The organism is Pseudomonas sp. JH-2 (genome assembly GCF_036231725.1).
Lineage (GTDB): Bacteria > Pseudomonadota > Gammaproteobacteria > Pseudomonadales > Pseudomonadaceae > Pseudomonas > Pseudomonas delhiensis.
This window is the reverse complement of the sequence record NZ_JAZAQP010000004.1, coordinates 124,573-142,039: the sequence shown is the minus strand read 5'-3', so window position 1 is coordinate 142,039 and position 17,467 is coordinate 124,573. Positions and strand designations below refer to the sequence as shown.

Annotated in this window: 18 protein-coding genes; 12 read left to right on the top strand and 6 right to left on the bottom strand. The window is 69.3% G+C overall.

Translation table 11 applies throughout. The features are described from left to right. The first annotated feature begins 261 nt into the window (after nt 1–261). The 8 genes from VV867_RS04580 (at nt 262) to VV867_RS04545 (ending at nt 9,262) form a co-directional block, all read left to right on the top strand. Nucleotides 262–1,173 (top strand): LysR family transcriptional regulator, encoded by a 912-nt coding sequence (locus VV867_RS04580; RefSeq protein ID WP_089391497.1) that lies wholly within the window; start codon nt 262–264, stop codon nt 1,171–1,173. Nucleotides 1,174–1,337: 164 nt separating this feature from the next. Then, nucleotides 1,338–2,804, top strand: a complete 1,467-nt coding sequence (locus tag VV867_RS04575) for a gamma-aminobutyraldehyde dehydrogenase (RefSeq protein ID WP_425343527.1) — start codon at nt 1,338–1,340, stop codon at nt 2,802–2,804. Nucleotides 2,805–2,923: 119 nt separating this feature from the next. Further along, nucleotides 2,924–4,069, top strand: a complete 1,146-nt coding sequence (ydcS, locus tag VV867_RS04570) for a putative ABC transporter substrate-binding protein YdcS (protein WP_328565720.1) — start codon at nt 2,924–2,926, stop codon at nt 4,067–4,069. Between the two features lie 143 nt (nt 4,070–4,212). Then, on the top strand, nt 4,213–5,241 hold the full coding sequence (locus VV867_RS04565; protein WP_328565719.1) for an ABC transporter ATP-binding protein: 1,029 nt from the start codon (nt 4,213–4,215) through the stop codon (nt 5,239–5,241). Between the two features lies 1 nt (nt 5,242). Continuing rightward, a complete protein-coding gene (locus VV867_RS04560) occupies nt 5,243–6,193 on the top strand; it encodes an ABC transporter permease (protein ID WP_442965001.1) in 951 nt (316 codons plus the stop codon). Continuing rightward, on the top strand, nt 6,183–6,989 hold the full coding sequence (locus VV867_RS04555) for an ABC transporter permease (protein WP_089391494.1): 807 nt from the start codon (nt 6,183–6,185) through the stop codon (nt 6,987–6,989). Before VV867_RS04560 ends, VV867_RS04555 begins: the two co-directional genes overlap by 11 nt. 279 nt (nt 6,990–7,268) lie before the next feature. Further along, a complete protein-coding gene (locus VV867_RS04550) occupies nt 7,269–8,693 on the top strand; it encodes a gamma-aminobutyraldehyde dehydrogenase (protein WP_109935127.1) in 1,425 nt (474 codons plus the stop codon). 92 nt (nt 8,694–8,785) lie between these two features. After that, on the top strand, nt 8,786–9,262 hold the full coding sequence (locus VV867_RS04545; RefSeq protein WP_109935128.1) for an ester cyclase: 477 nt from the start codon (nt 8,786–8,788) through the stop codon (nt 9,260–9,262). Nucleotides 9,263–9,523: 261 nt separating this feature from the next. On the opposite strand, the gene VV867_RS04540 is transcribed toward VV867_RS04545, so the two are convergent. The 4 genes from VV867_RS04540 to VV867_RS04525 form a co-directional block, all read right to left on the bottom strand. Then, nucleotides 9,524–10,561 (bottom strand): zinc-dependent alcohol dehydrogenase family protein, encoded by a 1,038-nt coding sequence (locus VV867_RS04540; protein WP_328565718.1) that lies wholly within the window; start codon nt 10,559–10,561, stop codon nt 9,524–9,526. Nucleotides 10,562–10,638: 77 nt separating this feature from the next. Beyond that, nucleotides 10,639–10,968: a hypothetical protein gene (locus VV867_RS04535; RefSeq protein ID WP_109932211.1), complete on the bottom strand. Its 330-nt coding sequence runs from the start codon at nt 10,966–10,968 to the stop codon at nt 10,639–10,641. A 135-nt stretch (nt 10,969–11,103) separates the two neighbouring features. After that, complete coding sequence (locus VV867_RS04530) at nt 11,104–12,210, bottom strand: NADH:flavin oxidoreductase/NADH oxidase (protein WP_089391489.1); 1,107 nt, start codon at nt 12,208–12,210, stop codon at nt 11,104–11,106. 96 nt (nt 12,211–12,306) lie between these two features. Further along, complete coding sequence (locus VV867_RS04525; RefSeq protein WP_275628891.1) at nt 12,307–12,639, bottom strand: ferric uptake regulator family protein; 333 nt, start codon at nt 12,637–12,639, stop codon at nt 12,307–12,309. Nucleotides 12,640–12,836: 197 nt separating this feature from the next. Between VV867_RS04525 and VV867_RS04520 the strand changes: the two genes are divergently transcribed. The 3 genes from VV867_RS04520 to VV867_RS04510 are packed head-to-tail and all read left to right on the top strand — an operon-like array spanning nt 12,837 to nt 14,847. Beyond that, nucleotides 12,837–14,006, top strand: a complete 1,170-nt coding sequence (locus VV867_RS04520) for a PepSY-associated TM helix domain-containing protein (RefSeq protein WP_328565717.1) — start codon at nt 12,837–12,839, stop codon at nt 14,004–14,006. Nucleotides 14,007–14,011: 5 nt separating this feature from the next. Then, a complete protein-coding gene (locus VV867_RS04515) occupies nt 14,012–14,542 on the top strand; it encodes a thiamine pyrophosphate-binding protein (protein WP_109932214.1) in 531 nt (176 codons plus the stop codon). After that, entirely contained in the window at nt 14,539–14,847 is a 309-nt protein-coding gene (locus VV867_RS04510; RefSeq protein ID WP_328565716.1) for a hypothetical protein, read from the top strand. The genes VV867_RS04515 and VV867_RS04510 overlap by 4 nt, the downstream gene beginning before the upstream one ends. Before the next feature lie 9 nt (nt 14,848–14,856). On the opposite strand, the gene VV867_RS04505 is transcribed toward VV867_RS04510, so the two are convergent. Then, nucleotides 14,857–15,606, bottom strand: coding sequence for a helix-turn-helix transcriptional regulator (locus VV867_RS04505; RefSeq protein WP_328565715.1), 750 nt, complete (start codon nt 15,604–15,606; stop codon nt 14,857–14,859). Nucleotides 15,607–15,672: 66 nt separating this feature from the next. After that, complete coding sequence (locus tag VV867_RS04500; protein WP_328565714.1) at nt 15,673–16,563, bottom strand: ATP-binding protein; 891 nt, start codon at nt 16,561–16,563, stop codon at nt 15,673–15,675. A gap of 81 nt (nt 16,564–16,644) precedes the next feature. On the opposite strand from VV867_RS04500, the gene VV867_RS04495 reads away from it, so the two are divergent. Further along, nucleotides 16,645–17,451: an AraC family transcriptional regulator gene (locus VV867_RS04495; protein WP_275628887.1), complete on the top strand. Its 807-nt coding sequence runs from the start codon at nt 16,645–16,647 to the stop codon at nt 17,449–17,451. Nucleotides 17,452–17,467 lie beyond the last annotated feature (16 nt).

Sequence of the window (17,467 nt, the reverse complement as noted above, 5' to 3'; positions counted from 1 at the left end):
CCGGCGTCCTGTGTGCGAATCGCGGACGGAGTCCGCTCCTACGCCACCACCGCTGCCCCATCTGTAGGAGCGCGCCCTGCGCGCGATTCGCGGGCAGGGCCCGCTCCTACAACTGCAGGAGAACCCCATCGCCATGGCCGCATGGGTTTCGCCGGGGCTCAACCCATCCTACGAAGAGCATCCTGTGCTTGCGCCTTCCATTCGATTTAAAAGAATGTTCCTATGGATTTTCGATAAAGCACAAAGCCATGGCCCGCCACCATGATGACCCTGCGCCAGATCCGCCATTTCATCGCCGTCGCCGAGACCGGCTCGATCTCCGCCGCCGCCCAGGCGGTGTTCATTTCCCAGTCCACCCTGACGCTGGCCATCCAGCAACTGGAGGAGGAGATCGGCGTGCGCCTGTTCGAGCGCCACGCCAAGGGCATGACGCTCACCCACCAGGGCCACCAGTTCCTGCGCCAGGCGCACCTGATCCTGGCCACGGTGGAGAACGCCAAGCGCAGCCTGCAGCAGAGCACCGACAAGGTGGCCGGCAGCCTGACCATAGGCGTGACCAGCCTGGTGGCCGGCTACTACCTGGCCGACCTGATCACCCGCTTCCAGCGCGCCTACCCCAACGTGCAGACCCGCGTGGTGGAGGACGAGCGGCCTTATATAGAGCACCTGCTGGTGAGCGGCGAGATCGACGTGGGCGTGCTCATCCTCTCCAACCTGGAGGACCGCCACGCCCTGCAGACCGAGGTGCTCACCCACTCGCCGCACCGCCTCTGGCTGCCGGCCCAGCACCCGCTGCTGGAGCGTGACAGCATCGGCCTGGCGGACGTCGCCGGCGAGCCGCTGATCCAGCTCAACGCCGACGAGATGGGCCTGCACACCCAGCGCATCTGGTCGCGCGCCGGGCTGGCGCCGCAGGTGACGCTGCGCACCGCCTCGGTGGAGGCCGTGCGTAGCCTGGTGGCCGCCGGCCTGGGCCTGTCGATCCAGCCGGACATGACCTACCGCCCCTGGTCCCTGGAGGGCGACATCATCGAGGCGCGCCCGCTGGTGGACCTGGGCGAGCCGCTGGACGTCGGCCTGGCCTGGCGCCGCGGCACGGCGCGGCCAGCGCTGGTGGACCCGTTCCTCACCGTGGCCCGCGAACAACCCAACGCCAAGCGGCCATCGATCTAGCAGCTTTCGATTTAATCGAATGCTGCTTTCAGTATTTAGAATTTGTCGACCTCAAGCCCGGAATCTAGTCTCTCGCTTCATACAAAAGGGCCGGTTCCGGGCAGCCCCTCCGGAGCACGCCAATGGCCCCCGAAAACAAGACCGAGAAGAAAAGAGCCGCGAAGATGAACGCCCTTGCGAGCACCCCGACCCTGTACACCGAGCTGCTGATCGACGGTCAGCTGGCGGCCGGCCAGGGCCTCGCCGAGGCCATCCTCAACCCCGCCAGCGGCGAAACCCTGGTCAGCGTCGCCGATGCCTCCCCCGAGCAGATCGAGCGGGCCATCGACGCCGCCCAGCGCGCCTTCCCGGCCTGGTCGCGGACCACCCCCGCGCAACGTTCCGCCGCCCTGCTGGCGATCGCCGACGCCATCGACAAGCGCGCCGACGCCCTCGCCCGCCTGGAGGCCCTGAACTGCGGCAAGCCGCTGCACCTGGCGCGGCAGGACGACATCCCGGCCACCGCCGACGTGTTCCGCTTCTTCGCCGGCGCCGTGCGCTGCCAGCAGGGCCAACTGGCCGGCGAGTACGTGCCCGGGCACACCAGCATGGTGCGCCGCGACCCGGTGGGCGTGGTGGCCTCCATCGCGCCCTGGAACTACCCGCTGATGATGGCGGCGTGGAAGATCGCCCCGGCCCTGGCCGCCGGCAACACCCTGGTGTTCAAGCCGTCCGAGCACACCCCGCTGTCGATCCTGGCGCTGGCCCCGGCGCTGGCGGACATCCTCCCGCCCGGCGTGCTCAACATAGTCTGCGGCGGCGGCGAGAACGTCGGCAGCCACCTGGTCGGCCACCCGCGGGTGCGCATGGTGTCGCTGACCGGCGACATCGTCACCGGGCAGAAGATCCTCCAGGCCGCCGCGCGCACCTTGAAGCGCACCCACCTGGAGCTGGGCGGCAAGGCGCCGGTCATAGTCTGCAACGACGCCGATATCGAAGCGGTCGTCCAGGGCGTACGCACCCACGGCTACTACAACGCCGGGCAGGACTGCACCGCCGCCTGCCGCATTTACGCCCAGGCCGGCATCCACGACCGCCTGGTGGCCGAGCTGGGCGAGGCCGTCAGCAGCATCCGTTTCGCCCGCAAGCGCGATCAGGACAACGAGATCGGCCCGCTGATCAGCGCCCGCCAGCGCGACCGCGTGGCCAGCTTCGTCGAACGCGCCCTGGGCCAGCCGCACATCGAGCGGGTGACCGGCGCCGCCGTGCATTCCGGCCCCGGTTTCTACTACCAGCCCACGCTGCTGGCCGGCTGCCGGCAGCAGGACGAGATCGTCCAGCGCGAGGTGTTCGGCCCGGTGGTCACCGTGACCCGCTTCGAGCAACTGGAGCAGGCGGTGGACTGGGCCAACGACTCCGAGTACGGCCTGGCCTCCTCGGTGTGGACGCAGAACCTGGACAAGGCCTTCCAGATCGCCAACCGCCTGCAGTACGGCTGCACCTGGATCAACACCCATTTCATGCTCGCCAGCGAGATGCCCCACGGCGGCCTCAAGCGCTCGGGCTACGGCAAGGACCTGTCCAGCGACTCGCTGCAGGACTACAGCGTGGTGCGCCACATCATGGCCCGCCACGGCGACCGCCTGGACTGAACCACCCGGCGGGCCCGCCCGCCGGTACATAAGAAGCGCCCCGGCGGTACGCCGCGCGAGGGCCGTTGCTCGATTGACACTGCCCCACCAATAGAGACAACAAACGAGGGAGACATCGCATGCGCAAGACCGCACTGCTCAGCGCCATCACCACCGCCCTGCTGGCCAGCGCCGGCGTACAGGCCGCCGATGCCATCAAGGCGGTCGGCGCCGGTGAGGGCCGCCTGGACATCATCGCCTGGCCCGGCTACATCGAACGCGGCCAATCCGACAAGGCCTACGACTGGGTCACCCAGTTCGAGAAGGACACCGGCTGCCAGGTCAACGTGAAGACCGCCGCCACCTCCGACGAGATGGTCAGCCTGATGGCCAAGGGCGGCTACGACCTGGTCACCGCCTCCGGCGACGCTTCCCTGCGCCTGATCTACGGCAAGCGCGTGCAGCCGATCAACCCCGAGCTGATCCCCAACTGGAAGAACATCGACGCGCGCCTGAAGGACGCGCCCTGGTACACCGTCGCCGGCAAGACCTACGGCAGCCCGTACCAGTGGGGCCCGAACCTGCTGATGTACAACACCAAGGTCTTCCCCAAGGCGCCGGACAGCTGGAGCGTGGTGTTCGAGGCGCAGAACCTGCCCGACGGCAAGCCGAACAAGGGCCGCGTGCAGGCCTACGACGGCCCCATCTACATCGCCGACGCCGCGCTGTACCTGAAGAGCACCAAGCCGGAACTGGGCATCCAGGACCCGTACCAGCTGACCGAGGCGCAGTACGCCGCCGTGCTCGACCTGCTGCGCAAGCAGCATTCGCTGATCCACCGCTACTGGCACGATGCGACCGTGCAGATGAGCGACTTCAAGAACGAAGGCGTCGCCGCCTCCAGTTCCTGGCCGTACCAGGCCAACGCGCTGAAGGGCGAGAAGCAGCCGATCGCCACCGTGTTCCCGAAAGAGGGCGTCACCGGCTGGGCCGACACCACCATGCTGCACGCCGAGGCCGCGCACCCGAACTGCGCCTACAAGTGGATGAACTGGTCGCTGGAGCCCAAGGTGCAGGGCGACGTGGCCGCCTGGTTCGGCTCGGTGCCGGCCGCGCCGGAAGGCTGCAAGGCCAGCGAGCTGCTCGGCGGCGAAGGCTGCGCCACCAATGGCTTCGACCAGTTCGAGAAGATCGCCTTCTGGAAGACCCCGCAGGCCGAGGGCGGCAAGTTCGTGCCGTACAGCCGCTGGACCCAGGACTACATCGCGATCATGGGCGGTCGTTGAGCACGAGGCTTCGCCTCGCGCCTGACCGGCTCCCCTCTCCCTGAAGGGAGAGGGGGCGTCCAGCCCACCATCCGTTTCTGATCCACCCGATTTTTCCGGGCAGGGCCTTCGCACGCCGATTTCCTGCCCCTGGAGCGTGCCCCATGACCACCCCCGCTGTTCAATTCACCCAGGTCTCCCGCCAGTTCGGCGAGGTGAAAGCCGTCGACCGGGTGTCCATCGACATCAAGGACGGCGAGTTCTTCTCCATGCTCGGCCCCTCGGGTTCGGGCAAGACCACCTGCCTGCGCCTGATCGCCGGCTTCGAGCAGCCCAGCGCAGGCTCCATCCGCATCCACGGCGAGGAGGCCGCCGGCCTGCCGCCGTACCAGCGCGACGTCAACACGGTGTTCCAGGACTACGCGCTGTTCCCGCACATGAACGTGCTGGAGAACGTCGCCTACGGCCTGAAGGTGAAGGGCGTGGCCAAGGCCGAGCGCCTCAAGCGCGCCGAAGAGGCCCTGGGCATGGTCGCCCTGGGCGGCTACGGCGGCCGCAAGCCGGTGCAGCTGTCCGGCGGCCAGCGCCAGCGCGTGGCCCTGGCCCGGGCCCTGGTGAACCGCCCGCGCGTGCTGCTGCTGGACGAGCCCCTGGGCGCGCTGGACCTGAAGCTGCGCGAGCAGATGCAGAGCGAGCTGAAGAAGCTGCAGCGCCAGCTGGGCATCACCTTCATTTTCGTCACCCACGACCAGGGCGAAGCGCTGTCCATGTCCGACCGCGTGGCGGTGTTCAACAAGGGCCGCATCGAGCAGGTGGACACCCCGCGCAACCTGTACATGAAGCCGGCCACGCCCTTCGTCGCCGAGTTCGTCGGCACCTCCAACGTGCTGCGCGGCGACCTCGCCCAACAGCTCACCGGCAACGCCCAGCCGTTCTCCATCCGCCCGGAGCACATCCGCTTCGCCAGCGGCGAGCGCGCGGCCTGCGACCTGGAGATCAGCGGCCTGCTGCACGACATCCAGTACCAGGGCGCCGCCACCCGCTACGAGATCCGCCTGGACAACGGCCAGAACCTCTGCCTGAGCCAGGCCAACAGCCAGTGGGACGCCGCCGCCGTCGCCCACCAGCCGGGGCAGCGCGTGACCGCGCGCTGGGCGCGCGAGGCCATGGTGGCGCTGAACGAGGGCGCCTGAGATGGAACTGACGATGAACGCGCCGGCGCCTACGGCCGGCAACGGCCCACTACGGCGCCTGTCCAACCTGCTGTACCGCAAGCCGACGCTGTACCTCTCGCTGCTGCTGGTGCCGCCGCTGCTGTGGTTCGGCGCGATCTACCTGGGTTCGCTGCTGACCCTGATGTGGCAGGGCTTCTACACCTTCGACGACTTCACCATGACGGTGACGCCGGACCTGACCTGGGCCAACTTCGCCGCCCTGTTCACCCCGGCCAACTTCGACATCATCCAGCGCACAGTGCTGATGGCGGTGGCCGTGTCCATTGCCAGCGGCGTGGTGGCCTTCCCCATCGCCTACTACATGGCGCGCTACACCAGCGGCAAGACCAAGGCGTTCTTCTACATCGCGGTGATGATGCCGATGTGGGCCAGCTACATCGTCAAGGCCTATGCCTGGACCCTGCTGCTGGCCAAGGGCGGCGTGGCGATGTGGTTCGTGCACCACCTCGGCCTGCAATGGCTGCTGGACCTGCTGATGGACGTTCCCGGCGTGGGCGGCAACACCCTGTCCACCTCGCACCTGGGGCGCTTCCTGGTGTTCGTCTACATCTGGCTGCCGTTCATGATCCTGCCGATCCAGGCCTCCCTGGAACGCCTGCCGCCGTCGCTGCTGCAGGCCTCGGCCGACCTCGGCGCGCACCCGCGGCAGACCTTCTTCCAGGTGATCCTGCCGCTGTCGATCCCGGGCATTGCCGCCGGCTCGATCTTCACCTTCAGCCTGACCCTCGGCGACTTCATCGTGCCGCAGCTGGTGGGTCCGCCGGGCTACTTCATCGGCAGCATGGTCTACGCCCAGCAGGGCGCGATCGGCAACATGCCGATGGCCGCCGCCTTCACCCTGGTGCCCATCGTGCTGATCGCCCTGTACCTGTCCATCGTCAAACGCCTGGGGGCCTTCGATGCACTCTGACAAAGCTTCCTGGGGCCTGAAAGCGGCCGCCTGGGGCGGGCTGGTGTTCCTGCACTTCCCGATCCTGATCATCTTCCTGTACGCCTTCAACACCGAGGACGCCGCGTTCAGCTTCCCGCCGCAGGGCTTCACCCTGCACTGGTTCAGCGTCGCCTTCGCCCGCCAGGACGTGCTGGAGTCGATCACCCTGTCGCTGAAGATCGCCTGCGTCGCCACCCTGATCGCCATGCTCCTGGGCACCCTGGCCGCGGCCGCGCTGTACCGCCGCGACTTCTTCGGCAAGGAAGGCATCTCGCTGATGCTGATCCTGCCCATCGCCCTGCCCGGCATCATCACCGGCATCGCGCTGCTGTCGGCGTTCAAGACCCTCGGCATCGAGCCGGGCTTCCTGACCATCGTCATCGGCCACGCGACCTTCTGCGTGGTGATCGTCTACAACAACGTGATCGCGCGCTTCCGCCGCACCTCCCACAGCCTCATCGAAGCCTCGATGGACCTGGGCGCCGACGGCTGGCAGACCTTCCGCCATGTGATCCTGCCGAACCTCGGCTCGGCCCTGCTGGCCGGCGGCATGCTGGCCTTCGCGCTGTCCTTCGACGAGATCATCGTCACCACCTTCACCGCCGGCCACGAGCGCACCCTGCCGATCTGGCTGCTCAACCAGCTGACGCGCCCGCGCGACGTCCCGGTGACCAACGTGGTGGCCATGCTGGTGATGCTGGTGACCATGCTGCCGATCCTCGGCGCCTACTACCTGACCAAGGGTGGCGAAGGCGTGGCGGGGAGTGGGAAGTGACAGTCAGGTGCCATGCGACCCTCTCCCCCCGCCCTGACTGCGCACCCCGCTCCGAAGGGAGAGGGAGCCCGTCCGGCAAGTGTGGATATCACCGCGCTCGCCGGAAAACACGGAAGGCAGCACGGCACGAGCGTCCCCTCTCCCTTCAGGGAGAGGGCTAGGGAGAGGGGAAAGCCCCCGCTCCGACATAACAGAACCCCTCAGGACTGCCGTAAACGGCGGCCCCATAAAAGAAACCCCAACGAATACCTGCAAGCTCCTGACCAAGAGGACCTACCAATGCAAACCAAACTGCTGATCAACGGCCAACTGGTCGCTGGCGAAGGCGAGAAGCTCGCCGTACTCAACCCGTCCCTGGGCACCCCCCTGGTGGAGATCGCCGAGGCCTCGCCGGCCCAGGTCAACGCCGCGGTGGAAGCCGCCGACGCCGCCTTCGACAGCTGGTCGCAGACCGCACCGAAGGACCGCTCGCTGCTGCTGCTGAAACTGGCCGACGCCATCGACGCCAACGCCGAGGAGCTGGCCCGCCTGGAATCCAGCAACTGCGGCAAGCCCTACAGCGCGGCGCTGAACGACGAACTGCCGGCCATCGCCGACGTGTTCCGCTTCTTCGCCGGCGCCAGCCGCGTGCTGCAAGGCTCCGCTGCGGGCGAGTACCTGCCCGGCCACACCTCGATGATCCGCCGCGACCCGGTGGGCGTGGTGGCCTCCATCGCGCCCTGGAACTACCCGCTGATGATGGCCGCCTGGAAGCTGGGCCCGGCCCTGGCCGCCGGCAACACCGTGGTGCTCAAGCCCTCCGAGCAGACGCCGCTGACCGCCCTGCGCCTGGCCGAGCTGATCGCCGAAATCTTCCCCGCTGGCGTGGTCAACATGGTCTTCGGCCGCGGCCCGAGCGTCGGCGAGCCGCTGACCACCCACCCGAAGGTGCGCATGGTCTCGCTGACCGGCTCGGTGGCCACCGGCAGCCGCATCATCGCCGGCACCGCCGATACCGTTAAGCGCATGCACATGGAACTGGGCGGCAAGGCCCCGGTGATCATCTTCGACGACGCCGACATCGACGCCGCCGTGGAAGGCATCCGCACCTTCGGCTTCTACAACGCCGGGCAGGACTGCACCGCCGCCTGCCGCATCTACGCGCAGAAGGGCGTGTACGCCAGGTTCGTGCAGAAGCTGGGCGAAGCCGTCGGCAGCATCCGCTACGGCGAGCAGGACGACCCGGACACCGAGCTCGGCCCGCTGATCACCGAGCAACACCTGCAGCGCGTCGAAGGCTTCGTCGAGCGCGCCCGCCAGGTGCCGCACATCCAGGTGGTCACCGGCGGCAAGCGCGCCGACCGCCCCGGCTTCTTCTTCGAGCCGACCGTGCTGGCCGGCGCCCGCCAGGACGACGAAGTGGTGCGCCGCGAGATATTCGGCCCGGTGGTCTCGGTCACCGAGTTCGACGACGAGGCGCAGGCCCTGGCCTGGGCCAACGACTCCGACTACGGCCTGGCAAGCTCGGTGTGGACCCGCGACGTCGGCCGCGCCCACCGCCTGGCGGCCCGCCTGCAGTACGGCTGCACCTGGGTCAACACTCACTTCATGCTGGTCAGCGAAATGCCCCACGGCGGCGTGAAGCATTCCGGCTACGGCAAGGACATGTCCATGTACGGGCTGGAGGACTACACCGCCGTCCGCCATGTGATGTTCAAGCACTGAGGCAAGTCGCTGGGCCCTCGCGTTCGCGGGGGCCCAGCGCCTCGGGCCACCCGGCCCACAACCCCGCGGGCGCGCCCGCAACGGAGGCAAGCATGCGTCACCTCGTCAGAGCGTTCTACCTGCTGTCGCTGTTCACCCTCGCCGGCCTGGCCCAGGCCGCGGAGAGCCCTAAACAGATAGTCGACGCCTACATGGCCGCGTGGAACGCCCACGATGCCGAGAAGGCCGCCGGCTACCTGGCCAAGGACGCGGAGTACTTCGACGTCACCGTCGGCACCCCGCAGAAGGGCCGCGAGGCCGCGCGCGACAACGTCATCAAGGTCTTCGTCGGCGCCGTGCCGGACCTGAAGTGGAAGATGAACGGCACGCCCATCGTCAGCAAGGACGGCATCGCCTTCCAGTGGACCTTCAGCGGCACCAACACCGGCGCCTGGGACGCCCAGACCCCGGCGACCAACAAGCCGCTGTCGTTCGACGGCGTGAGCTATGTGAAGGTCAAGGACGGCAAGATCGTGTACCAGGGGGACTATTACGACGCCCTGGGGTTGCATAAGCAGTTGGGGTGGTGAGGTTGGCCTGGGGCTGTTGGTGCTATGCCCACCAGCCCTCTCCCCCCGCCCTCTCCCTGAAGGGAGAGGGAGCCTTTGAAGCGCAACATCGATGCTCGCCGGCGAGCACCGCCCATTCCCACTGGCACGGACAGCCCCCTCTCCCTTCAGGGAGAGGGTTGGGGAGAGGGAAAGGAGTCCCCCCCGATACACAACAGCCACCGGTAAACACCCTTCGCGAGCAAGCTCGCTCCTACGAAAATACGAAAAGCCCCCCCGCCATCAAACCTCGATGATCACCTTCAACGCCTTGTTCTGCGCCGCCTTGCCGAAGGTCTCGTAGGCCCCGAGGATATCGCCCAGGGCGAAGCGGTGGGTGATCAGCTGCTCGGGCTGCAGCTTGCCGGCCTGCACGCTCTTGAGCAGCATCGGCGTGGTCACCGCGTCCACCAGGCGGGTGCGCAGGGTGATGTTGTGCGACCACAGGCGCTCCAGGTGCAGTTGCACCGGCACCCCGTGCACGCCGAGCACGGCGATGTCGCCGCCGGGGGCGATCAGTTCCTCGCACAGGCTGAAGGTGCTGGGCACGCCCACCGCCTCCACCGCGCTGTCCACGCCCAGGCCGTCGGTCAGCGCGCGGACTTTCTCCAGCAACTGCGGGTCGCCGGCATTGAAGCAGTCGGTGGCGCCGAAGCCCCTGGCCACTTCCAGGCGGTTGTCGTCCAGGTCGATCATGATGATCCGCGCCGGCGAGTAGAACTGCGCGGTGAGCAGCGCGGCCAGGCCCACCGGGCCGGCGCCGACGATGGCGACGTTGCCGCCGGGCTGCACGCGGCCGTTGAGCACGCCGCACTCGAAGCCGGTGGGGAGGATGTCGCTGAGCATCACCATGGCCTCCTCGTCAACCCCGGCGGGCAGGTGGTAGAGGCTGGTGTCGGCATGGGGGATGCGCACCTTCTCGGCCTGGGTGCCGTCGATCAGGTGGCCGAGGATCCAGCCGCCGGTGCGGCAGTGCGAGGTCATGCCCCTGCGGCAGAAGTCGCACTTGCCGCAGGCGCTGATGCAGGAGATGAGCACGCGGTCGCCGGGCTTGAACTGGCTGACCGCCGAGCCGACCTGCTCGACCACCCCCACGCCCTCGTGGCCGAGGATGCGCCCGGGTTTGCAGGCCGGCACGTCGCCCTTGATGATGTGCAGGTCGGTGCCGCACAGGGTGGTGCGGACCAGGCGCACCACCGCATCGCCGGGGGCCTGCAGGGTGGGGTCGGGACGCTCTTCCAGGGCGATGTCGCCGACACCGCGGTAGACCAGGGCTTTCATGGCCGGGCTCCTTTCGGGGAATGGTCCGGACAGGCTAGTCCCGCCCCGGCGGCCGGGGCCTGATCCCGGTCAAAGGCTCATTCGGCGGTGGGCAGCTCGGTGATGTGGATTTCCGTCAGCAGCGGTTCGGGCTTGAGCTGGCTGCGCTTGAGCAGCGGGCAGAAGCGCGCCAGGCTGCCGATCAGCTCCCACTGGGTCTCCAGGTCGCCGGCCAGCCGGGTGATGTCGTTCAGGGCGCGCTGGCCGACCTGCTGCAGGTGCGGGTCGGTGCTGCGGCCCAGCTCCAGGGACAGCTGGCCGATCAGGGTGCTGAGGGCGGACATGTTGCGCGTCGCCAGGGCCAGGATGTTCGCCAGCAGGGCGATCTCCGACTCCGGCACGGCAGAGGGTGAGGTGTGTGCGTCCATGCGTCTACCCGTGGGGAATGCGTCGTCCTGACGCGTCGCAGCGGAGCATAGCAGCAAAAGGCCTGCATGCGACCCATTTCACATTTCGTTGCGGCAAGCCCCGGCGCGCCGCCCGATGGGCGGCGCGCCACGGCCTCAGGCTTCGCCCAGGGGCTTGCGCGCCGGCGTGCCGCGCTGGGCCGCGCGCAGGTACTGCGGCGGCCAGGGCACCTGCTGGCCGCCCAGTTCGTCGGCGGCGTTGAGCGGCCAGTAGGGCTCGCGCAACAGCTCGCGGGCCAGCAGGATCAGGTCGGCCTGGCCGGTGCGCAGGATGTGCTCGGCCTGCACCGGCTCGGTGATCATGCCCACGGTGCTGCTGGCGATCTCGGCCTCCTTGCGCACGCGTTCGGCGAACTGCGTCTGGTAGCCCGGCCCCACCGGGATCTCGGCGTTCACCGCGGTGCCGCCGGAGGACACGTCGATCAGGTCCACGCCCAGGCCCTTCAGGCGCCGGGCCAGTTCCACCGTCTCGTCGGGGTTCCAGCCGTCCTCCACCCAGTCGGTGGCCGACAGGCGCACCAGCAGCGGCAGTTCCTCGGGCCATACCTCGCGCACCGCCTGGGTCACTTCCAGCAGGTAGCGGATGCGGTTCTCGAAGCAGCCGCCGTACTGGTCGCGGCGCTGGTTGGACAGCGGCGAGAGGAACTGGTGCAGCAGGTAGCCGTGGGCCGCGTGCACCTCCACCACCTTGAAGCCGGCCACCAGGGCGCGCTCGGCGGCGCGGACGAAGGCCTGGGTGACTTCGGCCATCTGCTCTTCGCTCAGCGCCGCGGGGGTGGTGTGCTTGGGATCGAAGGGGATGGCCGACGGCGCCACCGGCACCCAGCCGCCCTCGGCCACCGGCATGCTGCCCGGCTTGCCCAGCCAGGGCGCATAGGTGCTGGCCTTGCGGCCGGCATGGGCCAGCTGGATGCCGGCCACCGCCCCTTGGGATTCGATGAAGCGGGTGATGCGCCGCAGGGGCTCGACCTGCTCGTCCTTCCACAGGCCCAGGTCGCGGTCGGTGATGCGCCCTTCCGGGACCACCGCGGTGGCCTCCACTATGACCAGGCCGGCGCCGCCCACGGCGCGGCTGCCCAGGTGCACCAGGTGCCAGTCGTTGGCCAGGCCGTCCTCGGCCGAGTACTGGCACATGGGGGAAACGCCGATGCGGTTGGGCAAGGTCAGTTGGCGCAGGGTCAGGGGCTCGAACAGCTGGCTCATGGCTACACTCCCTCAGGTTCTTTCAACGAATGATCGACACTTCAACTGTAGACCGGGTTGGCCGGCCAACACGCCAATCGTTCGTCCGCGAACCCTTCAGCCCGGCGCCGGCAGCTCTAGCTCCAGGCCGTAGCGGCGTTGCGCGTCGCGGCGCAGCACGCCGCTGGCATGCAGGCGCCGCAGGGTCTGGCGCACGCAGTTGGGCGAGATGGGCGCGGCTTCGTCCAGCAGGCGCTGGTGCAGCGCCGAAACGCTGTAGAAACCGCCGGTGCAGAGCACGTCCAATACCTTCAGGCGCGGCAGGCTGCAACGCAGGCCGGCCAGTTCGAGCAGCTTGCGCGCCGGGCGCAGCTCGCGGCGCAGCGCCAGCGGCGGGACTTCGGGCCGGCCGCCGGCGGCCGCGTCGGGGAAGCGATGATGGAGGGTCACGAAAGGGTCCTTTTCCGGGCCGCCATTGCGGCTTTCTCCTATAGAAGACGAACGAGCGGGGCAAAACCGGCAACCGAGGCGACGAAACAATTTCTTGCAAAGCCCCATTGCCGGTTTTTCCTTCTCGCCCGTCCTACTCCATAGAATCCCTCGTCGAGCACGAGGCCCTTCCCCGCGTGTAAAGCCTGAAGCCCCCCATGTCCAAGAAATCCCGCGCCAGGAGCTGGTTCCTGGTCCACAGCTGGCTGGCCTTGCCCATCTGGTTCTTCGTCTTCCTGGTGTGCATCACCGGCACCCTGGCCACCGTCAGCCAGGAGATCGTCTGGCTGGCCAACCCGGCCATCCGCGCCAACGCGCCGCCGGGCGACGCCCCGCGCCTGGGCTACGACGCCCTGCTGGCCGCCGTCCAGCGCCAGCAGCCGCAGGCCCACGTGCAGGGTCTGCGGCTGCCGGGCGAACAGCATTTCGCCGTGGAAGCCCAGGTCAGCTACCCGGACGCGCGCAACGCCACCCTCTACGTCAACCCGTACAGCGGCGCCATCCAGGGCGAGGCGCCGCTGTTCGACTTCCGCAACTTCACCCGCGCCCTGCACGGCTGGTGGCTGGTGCCCTTCAGCCACGGCTACAGCTGGGGCTGGTACCTGGTGACGCTGCTGGGCCTGCCGATGCTGGCCTCGCTGGTCACCGGGCTGGTGGTGTACAAGCGCTTCTGGCGCGGCTTCCTCAAGCCGCGCCTGCGCCTGAACCAGGGCGCGCGCATCTTCTGGGGCGACTTCCACCGCCTGGCCGGCATCTGGTCGATCTGGTTCATCACGGTGATCGCCGTCAGCGGCACCTGGTTCCTGGTCCAGGCGGTGCTCTACGACAACGCCATTTCCATCTCCAGCGAGGGCGTGCCGGCCATCATCCAGCCCGAGCAGGTGCCGCCCGGCGTCGACGGCGGGCCGCCGCCGCGCATCGGCCTGGACCAGGCGGTGGCCACCGCGCAGGGCGAAATCCCCGGCTTCGAGCCGCGCTACCTGGCGCTGCCGGGCGACGCCTTCGCGCCCATCGGCCTGCTCGGCCACGGCTGGTTCCCGCTGCTGTTCGAGCGCGCCCAGGTCAACCCCTACGACGGCAGCCTGACCGCGGTCCGGCGCCTGGGCGACCGCAGCGGCCTGGAGTTCTTCAGCGAATCCATGCGCCCGCTGCACGTGGGCGACTTCGGCGGGCTGTGGGTGAAGCTGATCTGGTTCGCCTTCGGCCTGCTGCTCAGCCTGATGGTGCTCAGCGGCCTGCAGATCTGGAGCAAGCGCACCCTGCTGGCCACCGCCAAGCAACTGAAGAAGAAACGCGCCCCGCAGCGCACCGCGGCCCTCACGGAGTGAACGCCATGCCCGGACGTAAACCTTCGCGCCTGCGCCGCCACTGGCTGCGCTGGCGCTTCCACCTCAGCGCCCTGCTGGTGCTGATCCCCCTCGGCTACCTGCCGGCGTTCCTCCACGAGGCCCGCGTCGACCGCGGCCTCACCGGCCTGGGCGAGCGCGAGGTCGGCGAGCTGCAGGTCGGCCCCTGGCGTGCGCGCCTGGCCGAGTGGGAAGTCGGCGACCCCGAGGACGAAGGCCGCGCCGGCCACCTCAAGGCCTTCACCCTGGCCTGGTGCCAGGGATGCGAGCAGCGCATCCGCGCGGCCTACCTGCGCATCGGCCGGCCCTACAGCCTGAGCGCCCCCGGCGCGCTGCTCAGCGGCAGCCCGTACCAGCAGTTCACCGAAGTGGCGGTACCGCCGCGCGCCCGCGCCGACGACCAGCTGTGGCTGACCGTCGAAGCCTGGGACGGCAGCGTGCACCAGGCCAGCCTGCCCCTCGCCGAGGCCTCCCCGTCGCTGGTGGCCTGGCTCGACCGCCAAGGAGCGTCCCGATGAAAGCCCTGTTCCCCCTCCTGCTGCTGGGCCTGAGCCCCCTGGCCCTGGCCCACGCGCCCTTCCTCGAATGCAAGGCCCTGGACGCCGAGCGCATCCGCTGCCTGGGCGGCTTCAGCGACGGCAGCCAGGCGGCGGGGGTGAAGCTGCGCGTCCTCGGCCACGACGGCCAGACGCTGCTGGAAGAACGCCTGGGAGCCGACTCCAGCCTGACCTTCCAGCGCCCGGCGGTGCCCTACTTCGTGCTCTTCGACGTCGGCCCCGGCTACCGCGCCGAGGTCGACTCCCGCGACATCGCCGGCCCCTGAGGCGGGCGTTCAGCCGCGGCGCAGCGCCCCGGGGGTGAGCCCCAGGTAGCGGCGCATCGCCGTGGTCAGGGCGCTCTGGCTGGAGAAGCCGCACTCCTCCGCCACCCGCACCAGCGCCAGGTCGGTCTCGCGCAGCAGGCGCGCGGCGGCGTCCAGGCGCTGCTTGAGCAGGTACTGGTGCGGCGTCAGGCCGACGCTGTCCTTGAACTGGGCGTGGAAATGGCTGGGGCTCAGGCAGGCCACCTGGGCCAGTTCGGCCACCGTGATGCGCCGCGCCAGGTGGCTGCGGATGTGCCCGTCCAGGCGCTGCATGTCCAGCGGGCCGGTGGCGGGCCGCGGCGTCTCGCCGAACAGGCGCAGGTGCAGGGCGCGCAGCAGCACGTTGCCCAGCGCCCTGGCCAGCAGCGGGTCGCTGCCGTAGCGCGCCAGTTCCGCGCCGGCGTAGCCGAGCAGGTTCTGGAAGTCGGCATCCAGCGTCGGGTAGCGCGGCGCCTCGAACAGCCGGGCCAGCAACTCGCGGTCCTCGTCCGACACGCCCTGCGGCGGCAGGTCGAGGATCAGCATGCGGTTGTCGCCGGTGCCGGCGAAGGCATGCCGGGCGTCGCCCGGCACCAGGCAGGCGCGCATGCGGCAGACCTCGCCGCCGCACCCGTCGACCTCGAACTCGGCGCGGCCGGCCAGGGCCAGCACCAGTTGGTGATGCTCGTGGTCATGGGCGTGGGACTGCTCGGGCAGGTGGGCGAGACGGGCGTGCAACATCGGCAGGGGCGTACGAGGGTTTCCCGCACTCTAGCGAAGTTGCGCGCCCCTGCCCAGCCGCGCCGGTCAGGGCGCCTGGCGCCCGGCATAGTCGCGGGCGAACTGCGCGGCGATGCGCCCGGAGCGCGAGCCGCGGTGGGTGGCCCAGCGGATCGCCTCGGCGCGGCTGGCCTCGATGGCCTCCTGGCCCAGGCCGTGGGACTGCAGCCAGCGCGCCACCGCCTCCAGGTACTCATCCTGGCTGAAGGCGTAGAAGGAAATCCACAGGCCGAAACGCTCGGACAGCGAGATTTTCTCCTCCACCGCCTCGCCCGGGTGCAGTTCGCCGTTGTCGCCGCGGGAAAAGGCCAGGTTGTCCGCGGCGCGCTCGGCCAGCAGGTGGCGGCGGTTGGAGGTGGCGTAGATCAGCACGTTGCCGGCCTGCCCCGCCACCGAGCCGTCGAGCACCGTCTTCAGGCCCTTGTAGCCGGTCTCGCCGTCCTCGAAGGAGAGGTCGTCGCAGAACAGGACGAAGCGCTCCGGGCGCAGGCGCACCAGCTCGATGATCCGCGGCAGGTCGCCCAGGTGCTCCTTGTCCACCTCGATCAGGCGCAGGCCCTCGGCGTGGAAGGCGTGCAGGCAGGCCTTCACCAGCGAACTCTTGCCAGTGCCGCGGGCGCCGGTGAGCAGCACGTTGTTGGCCGGGCGGCCCTGGACGAACTGGCAGGTGTTGCGCTCGACCAGGGCCTTCTGCCGGTCGACGTTGCGCAGGTCGTCGAAGGCGATCAGCGCCGGCTCGTGTACTGGCGTCAGCTGCGCCTGGGCCACCCCGGCGTGGGGGCGGTATTCCCAGAGGTAGGCGATCACCTCCGGCCGCAGCGCCTGGGCCGGCTCCGGCGGCAGGCTGCGCTGCAGCAGGTCGGCGATGCGGGTGAGCTGTTCGGTGAGCGGTTGCAGGGCACTGGCGAAGTCGGACATGGGAAAAACCGGACGCAGGGGGATTGGCGAAGATGCTAGTGAGCGGCGAGACTGGCCGTCTAACGCAAAATGGGCGGTGATATGCGAGAAGCGGACATTCCTTCCATCCACGGCGACGAGCACGCCGCCAATCCGGTGACCGCCGTCGCCCTGGACTACGCCGACGGCCACCAGGTGGCCAGCCACAGCCACCAGCGCGCGCAGCTGCTCTACGCCGTGCGCGGGGTACTGGTGGTGGGCAGCGCCAGCGGCCTCTGGGTGGTGCCGGACAACCGCGGCCTGTGGATACCCGCCGGCATCGAGCACTGGACGCGGATGGTCGGCGAGGTGCACGTGCGCACCCTCTACATCGAGCCGGGCAGCGCGCCGCACCTGCCCGCCGAGTGCACGGTGCTGGCCGTCTCGCCGCTGCTGCGCGAGCTGATCCTGGCCGCCGTGGGCATCGCCGGCGAGGCCCCGGCGGACAGCCGCGACGGCCGCGTGCTGCGCCTGCTGCTCGACGAGCTGACCAGCGAACCGGCGCTGCCGCTGCACCTGCCGCTGCCCAACGAGCCACGCCTGCGCCGGCTGTGCCGGGACATGGGCCTGGATGCCGGGCTGGAAGCCTGGGCCGCGCGGGCCGGGGTCGATACCAAGACGGTGCGCCGCTGGTTCCTGCGCGACACCGGGCTGACCTTCGGCCAGTGGCGCCAGCAGGCCCGCCTGCTGCGCGCCCTGGAGCTGCTGGGCAGCGGCGCCAGCGTGCTGGAGGCGGCCCTGGAGGTCGGCTATTCCACGCCCAGCGCCTTCAGCGCCATGTTCAGCCGCCAGTTCGGCCGCCCGCCGATCGACTTCCTGCGCCCGCCGCGGGAAACCTCCGGCAACAGGCCACGCTCGTCGGGGAATTGAAAGTCGCCGGCCGATT

Excerpts from the sequence above, each read along its gene's own strand:
- VV867_RS04580 (WP_089391497.1), top strand. The coding sequence starts at position 262 with ATGATGACCCTGCGCCAGATCCGCCATTTCATCGCCGTCGCCGAGACC.
- VV867_RS04575 (WP_425343527.1), top strand. The coding sequence starts at position 1,338 with ATGAACGCCCTTGCGAGCACCCCGACCCTGTACACCGAGCTGCTGATC.
- ydcS (WP_328565720.1), top strand. The coding sequence starts at position 2,924 with ATGCGCAAGACCGCACTGCTCAGCGCCATCACCACCGCCCTGCTGGCC.
- VV867_RS04565 (WP_328565719.1), top strand. The coding sequence starts at position 4,213 with ATGACCACCCCCGCTGTTCAATTCACCCAGGTCTCCCGCCAGTTCGGC.
- VV867_RS04560 (WP_442965001.1), top strand. The coding sequence starts at position 5,243 with ATGGAACTGACGATGAACGCGCCGGCGCCTACGGCCGGCAACGGCCCA.
- VV867_RS04555 (WP_089391494.1), top strand. The coding sequence starts at position 6,183 with ATGCACTCTGACAAAGCTTCCTGGGGCCTGAAAGCGGCCGCCTGGGGC.
- VV867_RS04550 (WP_109935127.1), top strand. The coding sequence starts at position 7,269 with ATGCAAACCAAACTGCTGATCAACGGCCAACTGGTCGCTGGCGAAGGC.
- VV867_RS04545 (WP_109935128.1), top strand. The coding sequence starts at position 8,786 with ATGCGTCACCTCGTCAGAGCGTTCTACCTGCTGTCGCTGTTCACCCTC.
- VV867_RS04540 (WP_328565718.1), bottom strand. The coding sequence starts at position 10,561 with ATGAAAGCCCTGGTCTACCGCGGTGTCGGCGACATCGCCCTGGAAGAG.
- VV867_RS04535 (WP_109932211.1), bottom strand. The coding sequence starts at position 10,968 with ATGGACGCACACACCTCACCCTCTGCCGTGCCGGAGTCGGAGATCGCC.
- VV867_RS04530 (WP_089391489.1), bottom strand. The coding sequence starts at position 12,210 with ATGAGCCAGCTGTTCGAGCCCCTGACCCTGCGCCAACTGACCTTGCCC.
- VV867_RS04520 (WP_328565717.1), top strand. The coding sequence starts at position 12,837 with ATGTCCAAGAAATCCCGCGCCAGGAGCTGGTTCCTGGTCCACAGCTGG.
- VV867_RS04515 (WP_109932214.1), top strand. The coding sequence starts at position 14,012 with ATGCCCGGACGTAAACCTTCGCGCCTGCGCCGCCACTGGCTGCGCTGG.
- VV867_RS04510 (WP_328565716.1), top strand. The coding sequence starts at position 14,539 with ATGAAAGCCCTGTTCCCCCTCCTGCTGCTGGGCCTGAGCCCCCTGGCC.
- VV867_RS04505 (WP_328565715.1), bottom strand. The coding sequence starts at position 15,606 with ATGTTGCACGCCCGTCTCGCCCACCTGCCCGAGCAGTCCCACGCCCAT.
- VV867_RS04500 (WP_328565714.1), bottom strand. The coding sequence starts at position 16,563 with ATGTCCGACTTCGCCAGTGCCCTGCAACCGCTCACCGAACAGCTCACC.
- VV867_RS04495 (WP_275628887.1), top strand. The coding sequence starts at position 16,645 with ATGCGAGAAGCGGACATTCCTTCCATCCACGGCGACGAGCACGCCGCC.